The following is a 17,469-nucleotide window of genomic DNA, read 5'->3' as shown; positions in this document are numbered from 1 at the left end:
ACGTTACGACACCCTTTCGGGGGGTAAACGTTATCGAAGGGTGATGTTTGAGGCGCAGTCGCTAATCGGTGCCGCGGATGCCGCGCACGAAGCTCTGCGAACGCTCGCGCAACACGTCGATGCGGTGCTGTTTCGCGGCCTCGACGTCGAAGCCCACGTAGGCGACCGTCGGGCGGCGGCGCACGTCGACCGAGCATTCGAAGTCGGCGCACACGAGCGTGCCGACGGTGTCGCCGCGTCGCCCGGCTGCTCCGCCGCGCTTGACGCTGAAGAACGCCACGTCGTTGGGCAATTCCACGTCTTCGCACCAGGCGCACTGCGGTCGGGTGCGCGGTTGCACGTCACCCTTCCGCAGCAGGATGCCGGTTGCCACACCGTCGAGGTGCAGCACCACGTAACCCTGGGCCGGGGCCTTGGGATCACGCCATCCGAGATAGTCGATGGCCTCCCAGTCGATGCTGTCGAGGTGGGCGGGCAGGTTGAGCTCCTTGCGCTCGCGCTGCGACGCGTTGATGAAGGATGCTCGGATGTCTTTTTCCGTCAGGGGAAGCATGGGTGATCGCCTTGTCTGGGTCGCACGAGCGTCGATGCGCTCGTGTCTTACTCGTTCTCGTACTCTGCTGATTCGCGGATGCCGGGTGCACGCATCGGGCCCACTCCTGTCGAGCGGGCGCGGGCAACCGCGGCGGGGTGGCGCCGAGTGGCGCCGGAAACACCGGGAAAGGCGGCTACCTGATGCCGGCGAACGATACGCCGGCAACCCCCAGACGCCCCGCGGGCAGGTTCGAAACGGTCAGACTCACGTCGGCGAGTATACGCCGGTGGATGGTCAGGAGCGAGCGGCGGCGAGCCCCCAGGCGGAGGTGTCGAGCGCATCGATGGCCGCGATGGTGGCGGCTATGGCGGGCACCCGATGCGACGCCTCGGCCGACACCAGGTGCACGGTACGCGAGTCGGGGGTCGCCGGATGCCGCGCCACCACGTTCGCGGGCAGCGGCACGCTCGCGAGCGCCAGCGACGGCAGTAGCGCCACCCCGAGCCCCGCCTCCACCATGGCGAGCACGGCCGAGACGTTGTCGGTCTCGTAGTCGATGCTCGGCGTGAAACCGTGTGCCGCGCACAGATGCAACAGGTGGCCCCGGCAGCGCGGGCAGCCCGCGATCCAGGCGGCGCTCGCGAGGGAGTCAAGGGCGAGGGGCGATGCGACGGGGGAGAGACGCGCGGCCGTCACATCCTGGGCGTCGGCCCCCATTTCGGCGCCCACTGCGACTCCTGGCGGCGGGCCCGAGTCGCCTAGCGTGCCGCGCGGCGCGTCGGCATCGCGCCGCAGAATCAGGATCATGTCCTCGCGCCACAGCGGTGTCGCGGTCAGCCCGGCGGCGCTCGCCCCATGCGGGTCGTCGGGGTCACCCGGATAGCTGAACGTGAGCGCGATATCGGCCGTGTGATCGCGCACCGCCTGGACGGCTTCGGGCGGTTCGGCCTCAATGTAGCGGAAGCGCAGCCCCGGATAGTCGGCGCTCATACGTTCGATCAGCCGCGGCACGATGGTCGACGACGCCGACGGAAAAGCGGCAATGCGCACCCACCCTGTTCGTAGCCCGGCGAGCTCGGCCAGCTCCTCGGCCGCCGAGTCGATCGAGCGCAGTACCGTCGCCGCGTGTCGGGCGAGGATGTCGCCGGCTTCGGTGAGCAACGCGCCGCGGGGAACACGCGTGAGCACCGGCATCCCCAACCGCTGTTCGAGGCGCCGAACCGTCTGGCTGACGGCGGGCTGGCTGTAGCCGAGTAACGCGGCCGCGGCCGTGATCGACCCAGTGTCGGCGATGGCCCGCACCACGCGCAGGGTCTGCGAGTCGAGGTCGGCGGCCAAGGGTGTGCGGGGCTCGGTCATGGGCACAGCATAACCCCGGGTTATGTCGTCGATAGAGAGCCTGTCATTGTCGAATGGATGCTGCACGGGCACCCTGGAGGCATGACCACGCTCGCGCACCCCCGCCGCACCTTCGACGAAGCGCGCGCCCAGTTCGTGGGCGGTCGCCGCTATCTTGGGGCCTGCTCGGTGGGCCTCGCCAGCGCGGACACGCTCGCGGCCATGCGCGCCGACCAGCAGAACTGGGCCGAGGGCACGTGCTCGCCCGCCGCCTTCGACGCCGGCATCGCCCGCACGCGCGACGCTTACGGCCGCCTCGTCACTGTCGCGCCCGACCGTATCGCGATCGGCTCGCACGTCTCCGCCATGGTCAGCGTTCTCGCCGCCGGGGTGCCCGACGGGGCCGAGGTGCTGTGCGTCGCCGGCGACTTCAGCTCGATGGTGTTCCCGTTCATGGTGCTCGAGCGCCGCGGCGTTCGTGTGCGACACGTCCCCGTCGAGGCGCTCGCCGACGCCATCACGGCCGACACTTACCTCGTCGCGTTCTCGCTCGTGCAATCGGCGTCGGGGCGGGTGGCGGATGTCGCGGCAATCGTCGAGGCTGCGGCATCCACCGGCACCTTCACGCTGTGTGACACGACACAAGCCGCCGGCGCTATGCCCGTGGATGCCTCACTGTTCGACGCCACCGTGTGCCACGCCTACAAGTGGTTGTGTGCCCCGCGCGGCGCCGCGTTCCTCACCCTCGGCGCCGACTATCAGCGCACGCTCATCCCCATCCAGGCCAATTGGTATGCCGGCGACGACGTCTGGGCCTCGTGCTACGGCCCCGAGATGCGGCTCGCCACCGACGCACGCGCGTTCGACGTGTCGCCCGCCTGGCCCGTCTGGGTGGGCGCCGAACCGGCCATCGACCTCTTCGCCTCGCTCGACCTCGCCGAGGTGCACGCCCACAACACGGCCCTTGGTGACGCGCTCTGCGACGGCCTCGGCCTCCCTCGCGCGGGCCAGGCCATCGTCACGTGGCCGGATGCCTCGGCCCACGACCTCGCGGCCCTCACCGCACACGGCATCACCGCCTCGGGTCGAGCCGGCCGAGCCCGCGTCGCCTTCCACCTCTGGAACGACGAACGCGACGTCGTCGACGTCGCCGACGTCCTCGCGGCCCTCGGCCACCGCTAGCAGCATCGAGGGGCCGGGGCGAACGTGTCGTCCCGGCCCTCGGTGGTGCGGCGGGTTAGCCGCGGTCGGCGCTGCGCTTGGCGGCGCGTCGGCGCAGGAGGACGAGCACGAGACCCGCCACCACCAGCAAGGCGGCGATGCCGCCGACAAGCCCGAGCGTCGAGCCGTCGGCGCCCGTCTGCGAAAGCGAACCGCGGCGGATGGCATCCGGGTCACCCGCGGGAGCGGCCGAGGAGGTCGCGCCCGGCACGATCGGCACGGCCGTGGCCGAGGGCGTCGGCGTGACGGGCGGCACCGGGGGAGTGGTCGGCTCGACGGGCGGTTCGGTCGGCTCGACCGGCGCAGCAGCCAGGCCCGACACGCGCACATAGTCGAACGTGGTCGTGAAGCCTGAGCCCGCCATCGAGACGAGGCCGATGCGCGGCGTCACGCCGAGGGGCGTCGTCCAGGTGCCCGATTCATCCCAGGTCTCGCCGTCGAGGCTCGTGTACCCCGTGTAGAGGTTCTCGGTTTCGCTGTGCTGGCGCACGATGCGCAGGTAGGTCTCGTCGCCGACGGGGCCGCCGACGCCGTTGCCGTACACCGGATATCCTGCGGGAACGGGACTCTGACGCTTGGCGAACTCGGTCTGGCGGGTCTCCCAGATCGACGAGACCGCGTGTTTGATGAAGTTGCCGTCGTCGGTGTAGAGCACGATGCCGCCCTGCACGTAGTTCTGGCAGCAGCCCTCGGCGGGCACGTTCACCGACACGCGCGTCTCGACCACATAGTCGCCCTCGGGCGCGGCCTCGGTGACGAGTCCGGCGGCGTTGGCCTCTGGGCCGAGGTCGCCCGCCTGCGTGTCGAAGCTGAACGAGCCGTCGGCGACACCGAAGCTCGAGGCGTCCGGTTGGCGGATCCACGTCCACTGGCTGCCCAGGGCGTCGCCGTCGAAGTCATCCGACAGCGCCGCGATCGTCTCGCCGGGTTTCGGCTGCACGACGGGGGCGGATGCGGGAGCCGCGGCTTGCCCGGCAACCGTCACGGGTGCGGGCTGCGGGGTGTCGCTCGGCCCGGCGCCGCCGCGCACGGTGGGCCAGCCATCCACCCAGTCGATGCGGTCCATGAGGACGGGTCGCTTCGTGTAGGTCTCGCCCTCGACCATGTAGGGGTCGTTGCGGTCGACGGCGTGGTAGACGATCCAGGAGGTGCCCGCGAGGTCGGTCGCCATGGTGTTGTGGCCTGTGCCGATCCAGCGGTTGCCGTTCTGGTGCAGCAGCGGGGTGCCGCCCACGCGGCCGGCGAGGAGGGACGTGCCCGTCTTGTCGACGAAGGGCCCCGTGGGGCTGGTCGAGCGGCCGACGAAGACGCCGTAGCCCGTGAGTGGCCCGGCGCAGCAGTTGGTGGCCGAGCCGAGCAGATAGTAGTAGCCGTCGTGTTCGACGACGTTGGTGCCTTCGTAGCGGTTCGAGATCGAGATCTGCACCTGGGTGGCGGGGTCGGTCGTGAGGCCGTCGGCGCTCAGCTCGCGCACCGAGAGGCCACCGAAGTAGCTGCCGTAGTAGATGTAGTTCTGGCCGTCGGCCGTGATGACCTCGGGGTCGAAGGTCCAGCGGCGGTCGTTGGGGTTGCCGCCGGGAGGGGCTGCGGGGGCGACGACGGGTCCGCCCGAGTCGGTCCAGGGCCCGGCGGGGCTGTCAGAGGTGGCGACGCCGATGGCCGCGCCCCCGTCATCCGGAACGCCGTCGCCGTTGGTGTCGGGGCCGACCGTCTTGGTGGCCGTGTAGTAGAGGTTGTATTTGCCGTTCAGGAAGACGACGTCCGGCGCCCACATATCACCGTCGTTGATCCAGGCGGGCTTCTCGGGCAGCGCCTCGGTCACGAACGTCCACGTCACGAGGTCGGTCGACCGATAAGTCGGGATGCTGTAGAAACGCAGGCTGCCGTCGGCGTTCTTCTCCTCGGAGTCGAGGGCGTCGCGCGTGCAGAAGAGGTACCAGGCGGCGTCGGCCGGGTCGGCCGAGCGGATCACGTCGGGGTCGGCGCACTGTTCGGCGGGCCGGCCGTCGGCGAGCGTCAGCGTCAGCGGGTTCGTGAACGTGTCGGCGGCGACGGCGGCGCGGGCGCCCGAGGCTACGGTGGCGGATGCCGGGTTGCCGGCCGTCGCTGCGGTCGCTGTCGTCGTCGCGCCGGATGCGCCGGTCGATACCGCTTGGGTGACTCCTGCGCCCGCGGCTGCGGCTGGCGCCACCCCGAGCAGCAGGGCCGCGGCGGTGAAGCCGGCGGCGAGCGAGAGTTTTCTCATGTTTCCTCCACGTTGAGGGTTGGTCGAGCGGGGTGTCTGAGGGTGAGGTGTGGGGTCACGGCAGGTCGACGACGGGCGTCGAGCCCTCCCAGGAGAGGGGCAGCACGTTCATGCCGCGGTAGACGATGGCCGGGTCCCACGAGTGGAAGAAGATGCGATCTTCACCGTCGGGGCCTGCGACGACATCCTGGCCGCCGGGGCCGACATAGGCGTCGCCGGTGATCTCGGTCGTGAGCAGCGGGCCGTCGGCCTTCGTGTAGGGGCCGGCCAGCGCCGTGGCGGTGGCATAACCCGTGGCATAGGCCTCGCCGCCATAGTCGTTCGCCGAGTAGAAGAGCACGTAGGCGTCGTCGTGTTTCACGATCACGGGCGCTTCGATCAGCGACCCCTCCCACGCCTCGGTCTGCTGCAACAGGCGCGTGGGCTCACCGGCGAGCGTGACGCCATCCGCGCCGAGGGGTGACAGCTGCAACCAGGTGTCGAGCCCGCAGCAGTTGCCGTCGTTCTTCCACACGAGGTAACGCGAGCCGTCGGTGTCGGTGAAGCTCGACGCGTCGATCGCGCCGCCCTCGTCGAGCGGGCAGATGAGCGGGGTGTCGCTCGTGCCCACGAACGGGCCGGTCGGCGCATCGGCCGTGGCCGCGCCGATGCACTGCTGGCCCGACTCGGCATCCTGCGCCGTGAAGTAGAGCGCGAAACGCCCGTCGGCCAGCTCGGTCACATCGGGGGCCCACGTGCGGCCCTCGTCGGCCCAGGCGGGCAGATCGGGGAAGGCATCCTCGCCGGCCGGCTGCCACGTCTCGAGGTCGGTCGAGGTGGCGTATTGCAGGTTCGCCGCCGGGTTGTTGGTCGCGTAGGCGTAATACGTGTCGCCGACGCGCAACACGTCGGGGTCGGGGAAGTCCTGGTCGACCGCGAAGGCAGGCGTTGCGGATGCCGGAGCCTCGGTGTCGGCGCCACCCGCGTCGCCCGAGCCGCTGCCCGAGCACGCGGTCAGGGCGAGAACCCCCGCGGCGAGGACGGCCAGGGCCCCCGGCATCCGCACCCGCATCAGCCCTTCACACCCGAGGATGCGACGCTGTCGACGATCTGGCGCTGCGCGAGCGCGAACAAGATCAGCACGGGCACCGACGCGATCACGGCACCGGCCATGACGATCGAGAAGTGCGTCGAGTAGGCGCCCTGCAGCTGCGACAGACCGGGCTGCAGAGTGAGGTTCTCGGGGCTGAGGAGCACGTAGATCGGCCAGAGGAAGTCGTTCCAGTTGGCCAGGAAGCTCAGCACCGCGAGGGTGGCGAGCGCCGGGCGCGACAGGGGCACGATGATCTGCAGGAAGATGCGCAGGTCGCCGGCGCCGTCGATGCGGGCCGCCTCCTCGATCTCCATGGGCAGCCCGATGAAGAACTGCCGCAGGAAGAACACGCCGAAGGCGCTCGCGGCACCTGGGATCGAGATGGCCCAGATGGTGTCGAGCCATCCGAGGTTCTGCACGATCAGGTAGTTGGGGATGAGGAAGATGACCGGCGGCACGAGCAGCGTCGCGATGATGAGGCCGAAGACGATTTTTTTGCCGCGGAACTCGAGCCGGGCCAGTGCATAGGCGGCTGCCGACGCGGTCACGAGGATGAGGATGGTTTGCAGCGTGGCCGCGAGGAAGCTGTTCAACAGCCAGCGGAAGATGGGCTGCTGCCCCGACGACAGCGTGGCGTAGGCCTCGGTCGAGAACGGGTTCGGGATGAAGCCGTAGGGGTTGGTGATGACATCGCCGTCGGTCTTGAACGACGTGATGAGCACCCAGAGGAGCGGCAGCACGATGATGAGCGACACGACCACGAGCAGCACATAGAGGATGGCCTGGCGCACCGTGCGGGGACGGAAGCGGCGTTTCGGGGCCACGGTCGCCGAGGCGTTCGCTCGACCGCGCCCGTTGCCCGAACCGCTGCTCGCGCCGCCGTTACCGTTGGCGCTGCCGGCACCCTCGACGCCGTCGTCGCCGCCGCGGGGGCGGGTGGGGGTTGAGGTAGACATCTTTGTCCTTACTCCGCGCGTTCGCGCTGTAGACGGAAGTTGATGACGCTGATGATGGCGAGCACGGCGAACAGGATGTAGCTCATGGCCGAGGCCGCGCCCATATTGCTCTGCGCGAGACCCTGGTCGGAGATGTACATGATGACCGTGCGCGTGGCGTTGCCCGGCCCACCCTTGGTGAGGATGAACGACTGGCCGAACATGTTCGCCGACGCGAGGATGGTGGTGGTCGTCACGAACAGCATCACGGGTCGCAGCCCGGGCAGGGTCACGCTGAAGAACTTGCGAATCGCGCCGGCGCCGTCGAGCGAGGCCGCCTCATAGAGGTCGGCGCTGATGCCCTTGAGGCCCGCGAGCAGGATGACGGCGTTGAAGCCCAGCGTCCACCACACGGTCACGCCCACGAGCGAGACCCAGGCCCACGGAACGTCGACCGTCCACGGCAGGTCGGAGGGGAGACCGACGAGCCCGAGCAGGTAGTTCAGGATGCCGGACTGCGTGTCGAGCACATAGCGCCACACGACGCCGATGACGGCGACGCCGAGCACGTAGGGCGCGAAGAAGATGGCACGGAACGCCGTGCCGCCCTTGATCTTGTTGTTGAGCAAGACGGCGAGCAGCAGGGGCACGACGAGCATGACGGGCACGCTCAGCAGCGTGAAGATGCCGGTGGCACCCATGCTCTGCCAGAAGTCGCCGAAGGTGATCGACCCGGGGGTGAAGAGGTCGATGTAGTTCTGCAACCCGATGAAGGCCTGCTCGGCCTTGTAGGGGCTCCAGTCGGTGACGCTGATCACGAGGCCGAAGATGGCCGGCGCGATCACGAAGATGCCGAACAGGATCAGGAAGGGCGCGAGGAACAGGTAGGCGGTGCCGGTGCGGCGGGGTGCCCCCGACTTGCCGACGCGTGAACGTCGGCGAGCCGGGGGCACCGCCACAGCGGGCGCGGCCGGGTTGGGACCGGCCATCGTGCTGGAATTAGTCACCGTACTTGGTCTTGTTCTGCTTGAGGACCTCGTCGGCCTTGGCGGCCGCGTCGTCCAGGGCCTGCTTCGGGTCCTTCTTGCCGGTGACCGCTTCGTTGAGCGCCGTCGTGATGAACGCGTTCGCGGCGGTGATGCCGGGGGCGCTCGTCTCGTAGTGCGCGTAGGGGAGCTGGTCGAGGAACGGCTTCAGGTTGGGGTACTTCTCGACGAGGGCCGGGTCGTTGCGCACCTCGTTGGCGGCGGGGAGCTCACCGGTCTCGGCCCACCCGGCCGAGTTGGCGTTCATCCACTTGACGAACGTGGCGGCCGCGGCCGTCTTGTTCTTGTCCTGGCCCTTGTTGTTCAGGAACATCCAGTGCGTCGAGCTCGACCAGACGGCCTTCTCGGTGCCGATCTGCGGAACGGGTGCAACCGTCCAGTCGATCGAGTTGAAGCCCTCGTTGGTGGTCTGCCAGACACCGTTCCAGTTGTAGGCGGTCTTGCCGGCCAGGAGGCCCTTGATGTTGCCGTCCTGGGCGACGTTGGCGGGGCTGTAGCCGTCCTTGATGAGGTCGGTCATGTGCGTGAGCGCCTGGACACCCGCGTCGGAGTTGAACGTAGCCTTCGAGACATCCTCGTTGTAGAGGTCGCCACCGAACTGCCAGAGCAGCGACTGGAACTCGAACGTGCCCGTGAAGACGTAGCCGTCGACCCATTCGCCCTGCACGCCGGCCGCCTTGAGGGCTTCGAGCGCCTTCATGTAGGCGTCCTTGTCGGAGGGGACGGTGGCCGGGTCGATGCCCGCGGCCTTCAGCACATCGTTGTTGACGTAGAGGCCGAGGGGCGTGACGCTCCACGGGATGCCGTACTGGTTGCCCGAGTATGCGCCCGCGTCCATGAGGCCTTCGGGGAAGTCGTCGGCCGAGTAGCCGAGCGCCTTGACGATGTCGTCGGCCTTCAGCAGTAGACCCTGCGCCGCATAGGTCGCCACGTCGTCGCCGTGGGCCACCGCGACATCCGGACCCTTGCCGGCCTTGACCGCGAGGGGGAGCTTCTTGTTGACGTCGGCCCATTCCATGGGCACGTTCTTGACCTCGATGTTGTCGTGCTCGCTGTTGAACTTCTCGATGAGCTTCGGCACGAGAACGGGGGCTGCGCCACCGGTCCAGCCGTTCCAGAAGCTGATCGAGACTTTGGGGCCGTCGTAGTCCTCGCCAGAGACGGAGGCGCCTCCGCCGGTGCTGCCCGATGACCCGCAGGCCGTCAGGGCCAGGCCGACGCCGAGCGCCAGTGTCGCCGCAAGTGCTCTGCGGGCGGTTCCCTTCTTCATGAGTACTCTCCTTTGAGTTTTACGCCCGATGGGCGGTGCACAGGGTGGCGCCCCTCAAGAATGATCGGGCGTCGAAGGTGAATTTACAGCGCTAGAAGTCGGCCGTCAAGATCTAGACAATTCTCCAGCGCGGTAATCTGGCGGCACGGGATGCTCCGGGTCTAGAGTTCGGGGCGAGCGACGCGGGTGCAGTCATCCGCCGTCGTGGCACCGACACCACACGCGAGACACCACACGCGACATCGGAGGAACCATGGCGGGAGTTCGTTTACAGGACGTGGCCGAGCACGCCGGGGTGTCGATGAAGACCGTCTCGAATGTCGTGCACGCCCACCCCAACGTGTCGGCGCCCATGCGCGAGCGCGTCCAACGCGCCATCGACGAGCTCGGCTACCGGCCCAATGCCATCGGGCGCCGCCTGGCCACGGGCCGCACGGGCCTCATTGCGCTGGCCTTCGCGGATGTGCGGCTGCCCTACTTCTCCGAGCTCGCCAACGTCGTCTCGAAGGCGGCCGCGGCGACGGGCTCGGGCTACCGCGTGCTGCTCGAAGAGACCGAGGGCACCATCGAGGGTGAGCGCGCGGTGTTGTCCGCGAGCGAGGCCGGCCTCGTCGACGGCATGCTGTTGCAGCCCTCGCAGATGTCCTCGCGCGAGATCGCCGAGCGGCACGGCGACCTGCCCATGGTGTTGCTGGGCGAGGGGCCCGCGCCGCTCAGCGTCGACCGCGTCATGATCGACAACGTCGCGGCGGCGACCGTGGCGACCGAGCATCTCGCCGATCTCGGGCGCACGCGCATCGCCTTCGTGGGGCACGAGAACGAGGGGCTGTCGTGGACGTCGAGGCAGCGCATCGTCGGCTATCAGCAGGGGCTCGAGAGCCGCGGTCTGCCTGTCGAACACGATCTGTTGATCCCCACGGGGGCCATCGCATCGGATGAGGCGGCCCGGGCGGTCGGAGAGGCGATCGATCGCGGCATCCGCTTCGATGCGCTCATGTGTCGCGACGATCTCGCGGCCATCGGTGCCCTGCGGGCCCTGCACGAGCGGGGCATTTCGATCCCGGATGACGTCGCCGTGATCGGCTGGGACAACATCGCGTTCGACGCCACGACGTTCCCGAGCCTGTCGTCGGTGTCGCCGAATACGCACGAACTGGCCCGCGTAGCGCTCGAGATGTTGGCCGAACGCATCGAGGGTTACGACGGCATCGGCCGGCACCGCCTGGTCGATTTCGAGCTGGCTCTGCGCGAGAGCGCGCCGGGTTCGTTGCAGGCCTCCGGGGCTGCCTCGGACGACGCCTCTGGCGCCGATGCCGCCGTCGATGCGGGGGCATCTGGATCGCTTTCGCACTCTCTCTCGGCCTGACCCGCACGACTCGCGGCGACACGCCGGTGTCGGGATTGCAGAGTTTACAGCGCAGTAAATTGCGTGCATGATGTGTGCATGAGCAGTAGCCCCGCGCGCCTCGATGACGAGGCCCTTCGAGCCAGCCGCCAAGACGGCACCTACCCCCGACCGCAACTGGTGCGCCCCGACTGGGCCGATCTCACCGGCACGTGGTCGTTCGCCTTCGACGATGCCGACGAGGGTCTGGCCGAGCGGTGGTTCGCGTCGCCCGACTTCGACCGCAGCATCCAGGTGCCGTTCCCGTTCGAATCCGAGGCCTCCGGCATTCATGACACGGGTTTCCACCCCGTGGTCTGGTACTCCCGCGAGCTGACCGCCGACGATCTGGCGGCCGCCGGCTTCGGCGCCGACCGCCGACTGCACGTGCACTTCGGCGCCGTCGACTACCGCGCGCAGGTGTGGCTCGACGGTGTGCACCTCGGGGCGCACGAGGGTGGGCACACGCCCTTCTCGTTCGACGTGACCGACGTCGTCGGTGCCGGTGTGGGTGCCGGTGCCGGTGCCGGTGCAGGTGCGGGTGCGGATGCGGATACGGGTGCCGAGCGCGCCACGCACACGCTCGTGGTGCGGGCCGAGGACGACCCCTTCGACGTGTCGCAGCCACGCGGCAAGCAGGACTGGCGGCTCGAGCCGCACTCGATCTGGTATCACCGCACGTCGGGCATCTGGCAGCCCGTCTGGCTCGAGTCGACGTCGGATGCCTTCGTCACCCTCGTGCATGCGACCCCCGATGTTCCGGGTGGCACCATCTCGCTGCGGCTCGATCTGAACCGTCGACCCGCGGCCGACGCAGATGTGCGCCTCGACGTGGTCGTTTCGTTCGAGGGTGAGCAGCTCGCCGCCCAGACCGTGCGCGCGCTCGACGTCACGACGGCCCTCGTGGTGGCGCTGCCCGCGCAGACGAACGGGCAGGCCTATGAAGAATTGCTGTGGTCGCCCGAGCATCCGCGCCTGCTCGATGTGCGCGTCACGGTGCGCGCCGACGATGCCGTGGTCGACGAGGTGTACTCCTACCTCGGCCTGCGCTCGGCCGCCGTCGCGGGCGGGCACTTCCTGCTCAATGACCGCCCCTACTACGTGCGCAGCGTGCTGAACCAGGGCTACTGGCCCGAGTCGCACCTCGCCGCCCCGAGCCCCGCGGCCCTCAAACGCGAGGCCGAACTCATCAAAGAGCTCGGTTTCAATGCCACGCGCGTGCACCAGAAGTTCGAAGACCCGCGCTTCCTCTACTGGGCCGACGTGCTCGGGTTACTGGTCTGGGCCGAGACGCCCGGCACGTTCGAGTTCAGCCCGCGCGCCGTCGCCCGCATGAGTGCCGAGTGGACCGCGGTCATCGAGCGCGACCTGTCCCACCCGTGCATCGTCACGTGGGTTCCCCTCAACGAGAGCTGGGGTGTGCAGCACATCGCGCACGACGAGCGCATGCAGGCCTACGCCCGCTCGCTCGTGTCGTTGACGCGGACGCTCGACCCCTCTCGGCCCGTCGTGTCGAACGACGGCTGGGAGCACGTGGACTCCGACATCCTCAGCATCCACGACTACGAATGGTCGGGCGAGGTGCTGCGTGCCCGCTACCTCGATCAGGATGCCTGCAACGCGGTGCTCGGCGGCTTCGGCCCGGCCGGCCGCCGCATGCTGCTCGATGGGCAAGAGGTGGGCGACCGGCCCGTCATGGTCACCGAATTCGGCGGCATCTCGTATGCCTCGAAGGCCGTGCCCGATGACGCCTGGGGCTATTCGAGGGCGACCAGCTCGGAGGACTTCGTTGACCGCCTCGAGGCCGTCGTGGGCGCCGTCGCCGCCAGCTCGTTCGTGGCCGGATTCTGCTACACGCAGCTCGTCGACACGCTGCAGGAGACCAACGGCCTGCTGGCCGACGACCGCACGCCGAAAGCATCGATGGAGACGCTGCGCGCCATCATCACGCGCACCGGTTCGGCAGCGCGCTAGTCAACGGGACGCTCGTCGGGGTGGCGTCGTTCCGCGCCACCCGATCGTCTGCGCGCGGACCGGTGCTGCGTCGATGTATGCCGAGACGACCGACTTCATATCGGCTGTCTCAGCGCTCAGCGCTTATCGGCCGAGGCGACTCGGCGGCCCGCGCGCGACAGGCGGTAACCGGGCTCGCGTACGCGACGCGTCCAGGCGTAGGTGTTCTCGGCGGGGGCCGAGAGCACGGCGTCATAGCGGGTGTCGCTGTCGACGGGGGCTGCCGGGTCGTGGCGCAGTTCGACGTGGCCGACGAGACGCCAACGTCCGCGCGGGCTCGCGTGCAGCAGTCGCAGACTGAGCGGCGTGCTCGTGAGGGTGTGCGCGAGGGCGTCGAGGTCACCGGGGAGCTGTGGTTCGGCATCCGCGATGAGCATGAGCAGCACCGGGCCGTTTGCGCCGCGGTAGGGCATGATCGTCGACAAACGCGCGCCCGCGATGCTGCGGCGCAGGGTGAGCCCGAACCGCCCGGGCACGCCGAGACCCGAAGCCGACGTGAGGATGTCGACGAGCCCGCCGCTCGGGGTCGGCACGCGGATCGCCAGCCCTTGGATGTCGGGCAGAGCCGCGGGAAGCCCGGCACCCCGCGAGATGCGGCCGGTGATGGGGACGGGCTGGGACGCCTCGAGCTCATCGAGCCAGGTCAGCCCCGAGGGGGTCCGGCCGGCGCGCGGGGTCAGGGTTCCGGTCACGTTCACGCCGTGCGGATGCATGGGCCGCGAGCCGCGCACACTGCGCAGAACCGCGATTCCGGCCTCGAGAATGCGGCCGACGACGGTGGAGACGAGAGCTGCCATGCGACAACGCTAGGCGGCGACATCCGGAGCCGGCTAGACCCTTGCGCACTGAGGGACTGGTGCGCCGATTCAGGCGAGTTCGGTGACGAAGCCGATCTTGTTCCCGTCGAGGTCGGTGAGCTCAAAGAATTCGACCACGCCCTCGAAGCGCTGCAGAGGGCTGACCTCGAGGCCCCGCGCGGCGAAGGTCTCGCGCTGTTCCGTTGCATTTTCTACGCTGAGGTTGACCGAGATTCCCTCGCTGCCGGCGAGTTCGGGTGCATGCGCCAGCTGCAGCCAGAAAGGCCCGAGGTCGAATTCGGCCAGGTCGTCCATCGGGCGCTGGTCGGGCTCGCCCAGATCGAAGGCGGCCTGATACCACCGGATGGCGGCGTCGAGATCGCGAACGGGAAGACCGACGGTAATCGCACGAGGCTTCATGGCTTGAATGTAATGCGGCCTGCGTTTGTGAACAAACGCTTGACCCCTGCTCGGGGGCCGGGATATGGTCAGTGAAGTTTCTTACTGAAACGATTCACAGGTTTGCACAACGCGGTGCGAAGGTGCGCGCGTTCTGTCCGGAAGGCCACGATGACTCCGTCTCGCGCACCCCACCTCACCCGCCGCCAATTGATCGGCTATACGGCCGCCGCGTCGATGGGGGCCGCGCTCGCCGCGACCGCCGCGCGCGGTGCCGCCGGCCAGGCCTTCGGAGCCCCCGTGGTCTCGGCGGCCGCCGCGCCGAACGCCGCCTCCTTTGCCACGCCGCCCGCCAGCGTCGCGCCGAAGTTCCGCTGGTGGTGGCCCAACGGCGAGGTCGAGATCGACGAGATCGTGCGCGAGGTGAACCAGGTCGCCGACGCGGGTTTCGGTGGGCTCGAGATCGCCGATGTGCACCACAGCGTGCCCAAGAACCTGCTCGACGTGAAGAATTTCGGATGGGGGAGCCCCCGCTGGCTGGCCGCCGTCGAGGCTGCGCTGGTGGCGGCCGAGAAGCGCGGCATCACGCTCGACGTGACGCTCGGGCCGTCGTGGCCCGCGGCCCTGCCGAACATCACGCCGCAGTCCGTCGAGGCCCTCACCGAGGTGGCGCACGGGCTGGCGGAGGTGCCGGCGGGCGGACGCTTCAACGCCGCACTGCCCGAGCCCGTGGTGGCGCCATCCGCCGGTGTGACCGAGAAGATTCTTCTGAAGGTGCACGCCGCAAAGATTCTCACCAAGCCGACGCGTGGGCAGATCGTTCTGCAGCGATCTTCGCTCGTCGACCTCACGAACAAGGTCTCGAACGGGTCGCTCGACTGGACGGCGCCGTTGGGGGCATCCGGCGAACTGTGGGTTTTGCTCGCCTATTGGCGGCGCGGCTCGGGCCAGGAAGCCGAGGGTGGCCCGCACACATCGCCGACCGCCTATGTCGTCGACCACTTCAGCCAGTCCGGCGCCCAGGCGGTGATCGACTACTGGGAGGCCAACATCGTCACCCCGCGCGTAAAGGATCTGCTCACGCGTGCCGGCGGCAGCTTCTTCGAGGACTCGCTCGAGATCGAGACGCATTCGACCATCTGGACGCGCAACCTCGTCGAGGAGTTCCAGAAGCGCATGGGCTACGACCTGCTGCCCTACCTGCCCGTCATCATCGAGCAGAAAGAGAAGTACCTCTACGACTTCGACGATGTGAAGAACATGCGGGTTCGGGATGACTACAACCAGGTCCTGAGCGACCTCTACACCGAGAATCACCTCGTCCCGCTGCGCGACTGGGCGCACCGACTGGGCCTCACCTACCGCGTGCAGGCCTACGGTCTCGAGCAGGACTCGATTCAGCAGGCCGGCATCGTCGACATCCCCGAAACCGAGTCGCTGGGCGCAAAGAACCTCGACGACTACCGCGTGCTGGCGTCGGGGCGCGACCTCGCGGGCCACACCATCCTGTCGTGCGAGGCGGCCGCGTTCCTGGGCAAGGCCTACAACACCACGTGGACCCAGGTGCTCAACACGCTCAACGAGACCTTCGCGGGCGGCGTCAACCAGACCGTGCTGCACGGCTTCCCCTACGCCACCGCGCCAGGGCTCGGTTGGCCCGGGTTCGCAGCCTTCAGCCCGTACTACAACAACGCCGTCGGCTATTCGGAGGCGTGGGGTCCGCGCACGCCGAACTGGACCCACGCTCGGGATATCTCAGCCTTCGTCGCGCGCACGCAGCAGGTGCTGCAGACGGGACGCCCGCGCTACGACATCCTGTTCCTGCGTCAGAAGGGGTGGGCGCAGACCGGTATCGGCGCACCCTGGGCGACGGCATCGGGCATCCCCATCGGCTGGACGCACGGGTTCCTGGCCAACTCGTCGCTCGATGCGCCGGGTGCCGTCATGAAGAACGGCCGGTTCGCGCCCGAGGGTGGAAACTATCGCGTCGTCATCCTCGACATCGACCGGTTCCGCGGCAACGAGGCGACCATGTCGGTGGCCGCGGCCACCAAGCTGCTGGCCCACGCGAAAGCCGGCCTGCCGGTCATCTTCTTCGGCGACTGGACGAATCCCGAGGCGACCGGGCTGCGCGATGCATCCGCAAACCAGCAGGTGGCCTCGATTCTCGCGCAGGTGAAGGCGCTGCCCACCTCGACGACCGCGCTCGGCAACGACGACATCCCGATCGCTTTGGCGGCGCTCGGCATTGGGCGGGATGTCGAACACTCCTCGTCCATGCTCAAACACATCCGTCGCGTGGACGGCAAGGTCGACTATTACTTCCTCACCAATACGCGTCATAATCCGCCGAAGGACAAGCTCGTCCTCATCGATCAGGATGTGTGGCTGACGGCCGAGTCGGGTGACAGCATCCCCTACGAGCTGGATGCCTGGACGGGTCGCATCACGCCCGTGGCGCACTACCGGCGCGAGGGTTCGCGCGTGCGTGTTCGGGTGCGCCTGGCCCCCGCGCAGTCGACCATCATCGTGCTGGCCGGACGCTCGTTCGCGGGGGTGACGGCGCCTCTCGTGCACGTCGTCGAGACCACCGCGACGGGTGCGCGCTTCGCCGTGGGCGCGGGTGCGGGTTCAGGTGCCGCCGAACTCGTCGCCGAGGCGACCGGAACCTATCAGGCGACGCTGTCCGACGGACGCACCAAGACCGTGACCGTGAAGGAGCTGCCCGCGGCCATCGACCTGCCGTCGTGGCAGCTCGAACTCGACGATTGGCAGCCCGTCGACCCGGCGCGCATCGAGACGAAACACGTCATGCACACGATCGCGCTCGACAGCCTGCAACCCTGGAACAAGATCCCGGGGGTCGTGGATGCTTCGGGCATCGGTGTCTACAAAACGACCCTCACGCTCGACCCCGCGTCGTGGAAGATCGGCCGCGTCGGCATCCACCTCGACCTGGGCCAGGTCATCGACACCTTCAAGGTGTGGGTGAACAGCGAACTCGTCGCTGAGCGAGACATCCTCGACACTCGCCTCGACATCAGCGCCTATGCCAGGCCGGGCCGCAATACCGTGCGCGTCGAGGTGGCCTCGACCCTGATCAACCGGCTGCGCGTCGTGAACCCGACGGTGTATTCATCGGTGGGCTCGCAGGCGTACGGGCTGCTCGGTCCGGTGCAGGTGCGCCCCTACGGCATTGCGCGGGTCATCTGAT

13 protein-coding genes are annotated in these 17,469 nt (G+C 68.6%); 4 read left to right on the top strand and 9 right to left on the bottom strand.

The window, feature by feature from the left end; translation table 11 throughout:
• Window positions 1-61 precede the first annotated feature (61 nt).
• Both ACZ6IE_RS12505 and ACZ6IE_RS12500 read right to left on the bottom strand, forming a co-directional pair.
• Window positions 62-553: an FBP domain-containing protein gene (locus ACZ6IE_RS12505; protein ID WP_464608211.1), complete on the bottom strand. Its 492-nt coding sequence runs from the start codon at window positions 551-553 to the stop codon at window positions 62-64.
• Between the two features lie 276 nt (window positions 554-829).
• Entirely contained in the window at window positions 830-1,894 is a 1,065-nt protein-coding gene (locus ACZ6IE_RS12500; RefSeq protein WP_464608210.1) for a LysR family transcriptional regulator, read from the bottom strand.
• An 81-nt stretch (window positions 1,895-1,975) separates the two neighbouring features.
• Between ACZ6IE_RS12500 and ACZ6IE_RS12495 the strand changes: the two genes are divergently transcribed.
• A complete protein-coding gene (locus tag ACZ6IE_RS12495; protein WP_464608209.1) occupies window positions 1,976-3,055 on the top strand; it encodes an aminotransferase class V-fold PLP-dependent enzyme in 1,080 nt (359 codons plus the stop codon).
• Window positions 3,056-3,110: 55 nt separating this feature from the next.
• Here the strand turns inward: ACZ6IE_RS12495 and ACZ6IE_RS12490 are convergent, their stop codons facing one another.
• Genes ACZ6IE_RS12490 through ACZ6IE_RS12470 form a run of 5 tightly spaced genes read right to left on the bottom strand, consistent with a single transcriptional unit; the run spans window position 3,111 to window position 9,662 of the window.
• Window positions 3,111-5,339, bottom strand: coding sequence for a glycoside hydrolase family 43 protein (locus tag ACZ6IE_RS12490; RefSeq protein ID WP_464608208.1), 2,229 nt, complete (start codon window positions 5,337-5,339; stop codon window positions 3,111-3,113).
• 55 nt (window positions 5,340-5,394) lie between these two features.
• The gene (locus ACZ6IE_RS12485) at window positions 5,395-6,378 is read right to left on the bottom strand and encodes a glycoside hydrolase family 43 protein (RefSeq protein WP_464608207.1); all 984 of its coding nucleotides are present in this window, start codon (window positions 6,376-6,378) and stop codon (window positions 5,395-5,397) included.
• 11 nt (window positions 6,379-6,389) lie between these two features.
• Window positions 6,390-7,367, bottom strand: coding sequence for a carbohydrate ABC transporter permease (locus ACZ6IE_RS12480; protein ID WP_464608206.1), 978 nt, complete (start codon window positions 7,365-7,367; stop codon window positions 6,390-6,392).
• 8 nt (window positions 7,368-7,375) lie between these two features.
• Window positions 7,376-8,335, bottom strand: coding sequence for a carbohydrate ABC transporter permease (locus ACZ6IE_RS12475; RefSeq protein ID WP_079728595.1), 960 nt, complete (start codon window positions 8,333-8,335; stop codon window positions 7,376-7,378).
• Between the two features lie 10 nt (window positions 8,336-8,345).
• Complete coding sequence (locus ACZ6IE_RS12470; RefSeq protein WP_077054951.1) at window positions 8,346-9,662, bottom strand: ABC transporter substrate-binding protein; 1,317 nt, start codon at window positions 9,660-9,662, stop codon at window positions 8,346-8,348.
• A gap of 253 nt (window positions 9,663-9,915) precedes the next feature.
• Between ACZ6IE_RS12470 and ACZ6IE_RS12465 the strand changes: the two genes are divergently transcribed.
• Both ACZ6IE_RS12465 and ACZ6IE_RS12460 read left to right on the top strand, forming a co-directional pair.
• Entirely contained in the window at window positions 9,916-11,028 is a 1,113-nt protein-coding gene (locus ACZ6IE_RS12465) for a LacI family DNA-binding transcriptional regulator (RefSeq protein WP_464608205.1), read from the top strand.
• A 78-nt stretch (window positions 11,029-11,106) separates the two neighbouring features.
• Window positions 11,107-13,020, top strand: a complete 1,914-nt coding sequence (locus tag ACZ6IE_RS12460; RefSeq protein ID WP_464608204.1) for a glycoside hydrolase family 2 protein — start codon at window positions 11,107-11,109, stop codon at window positions 13,018-13,020.
• A 116-nt stretch (window positions 13,021-13,136) separates the two neighbouring features.
• Here ACZ6IE_RS12460 and ACZ6IE_RS12455 read toward each other — a convergent pair whose 3' ends face one another.
• Window positions 13,137-13,856: a hypothetical protein gene (locus ACZ6IE_RS12455; protein ID WP_464608203.1), complete on the bottom strand. Its 720-nt coding sequence runs from the start codon at window positions 13,854-13,856 to the stop codon at window positions 13,137-13,139.
• 69 nt (window positions 13,857-13,925) lie between these two features.
• Window positions 13,926-14,276, bottom strand: coding sequence for a VOC family protein (locus ACZ6IE_RS12450; protein WP_464608202.1), 351 nt, complete (start codon window positions 14,274-14,276; stop codon window positions 13,926-13,928).
• A gap of 150 nt (window positions 14,277-14,426) precedes the next feature.
• Between ACZ6IE_RS12450 and ACZ6IE_RS12445 the strand changes: the two genes are divergently transcribed.
• A complete protein-coding gene (locus ACZ6IE_RS12445) occupies window positions 14,427-17,468 on the top strand; it encodes a glycosyl hydrolase (protein ID WP_464608201.1) in 3,042 nt (1,013 codons plus the stop codon).
• Window position 17,469: the final 1 nt, after the last annotated feature.

The organism is Okibacterium sp. AC114 (assembly GCF_979253355.1).
The sequence above is the reverse complement of the archived record's forward strand: the minus strand, read 5'-3'. Positions and strand labels throughout refer to the sequence as shown.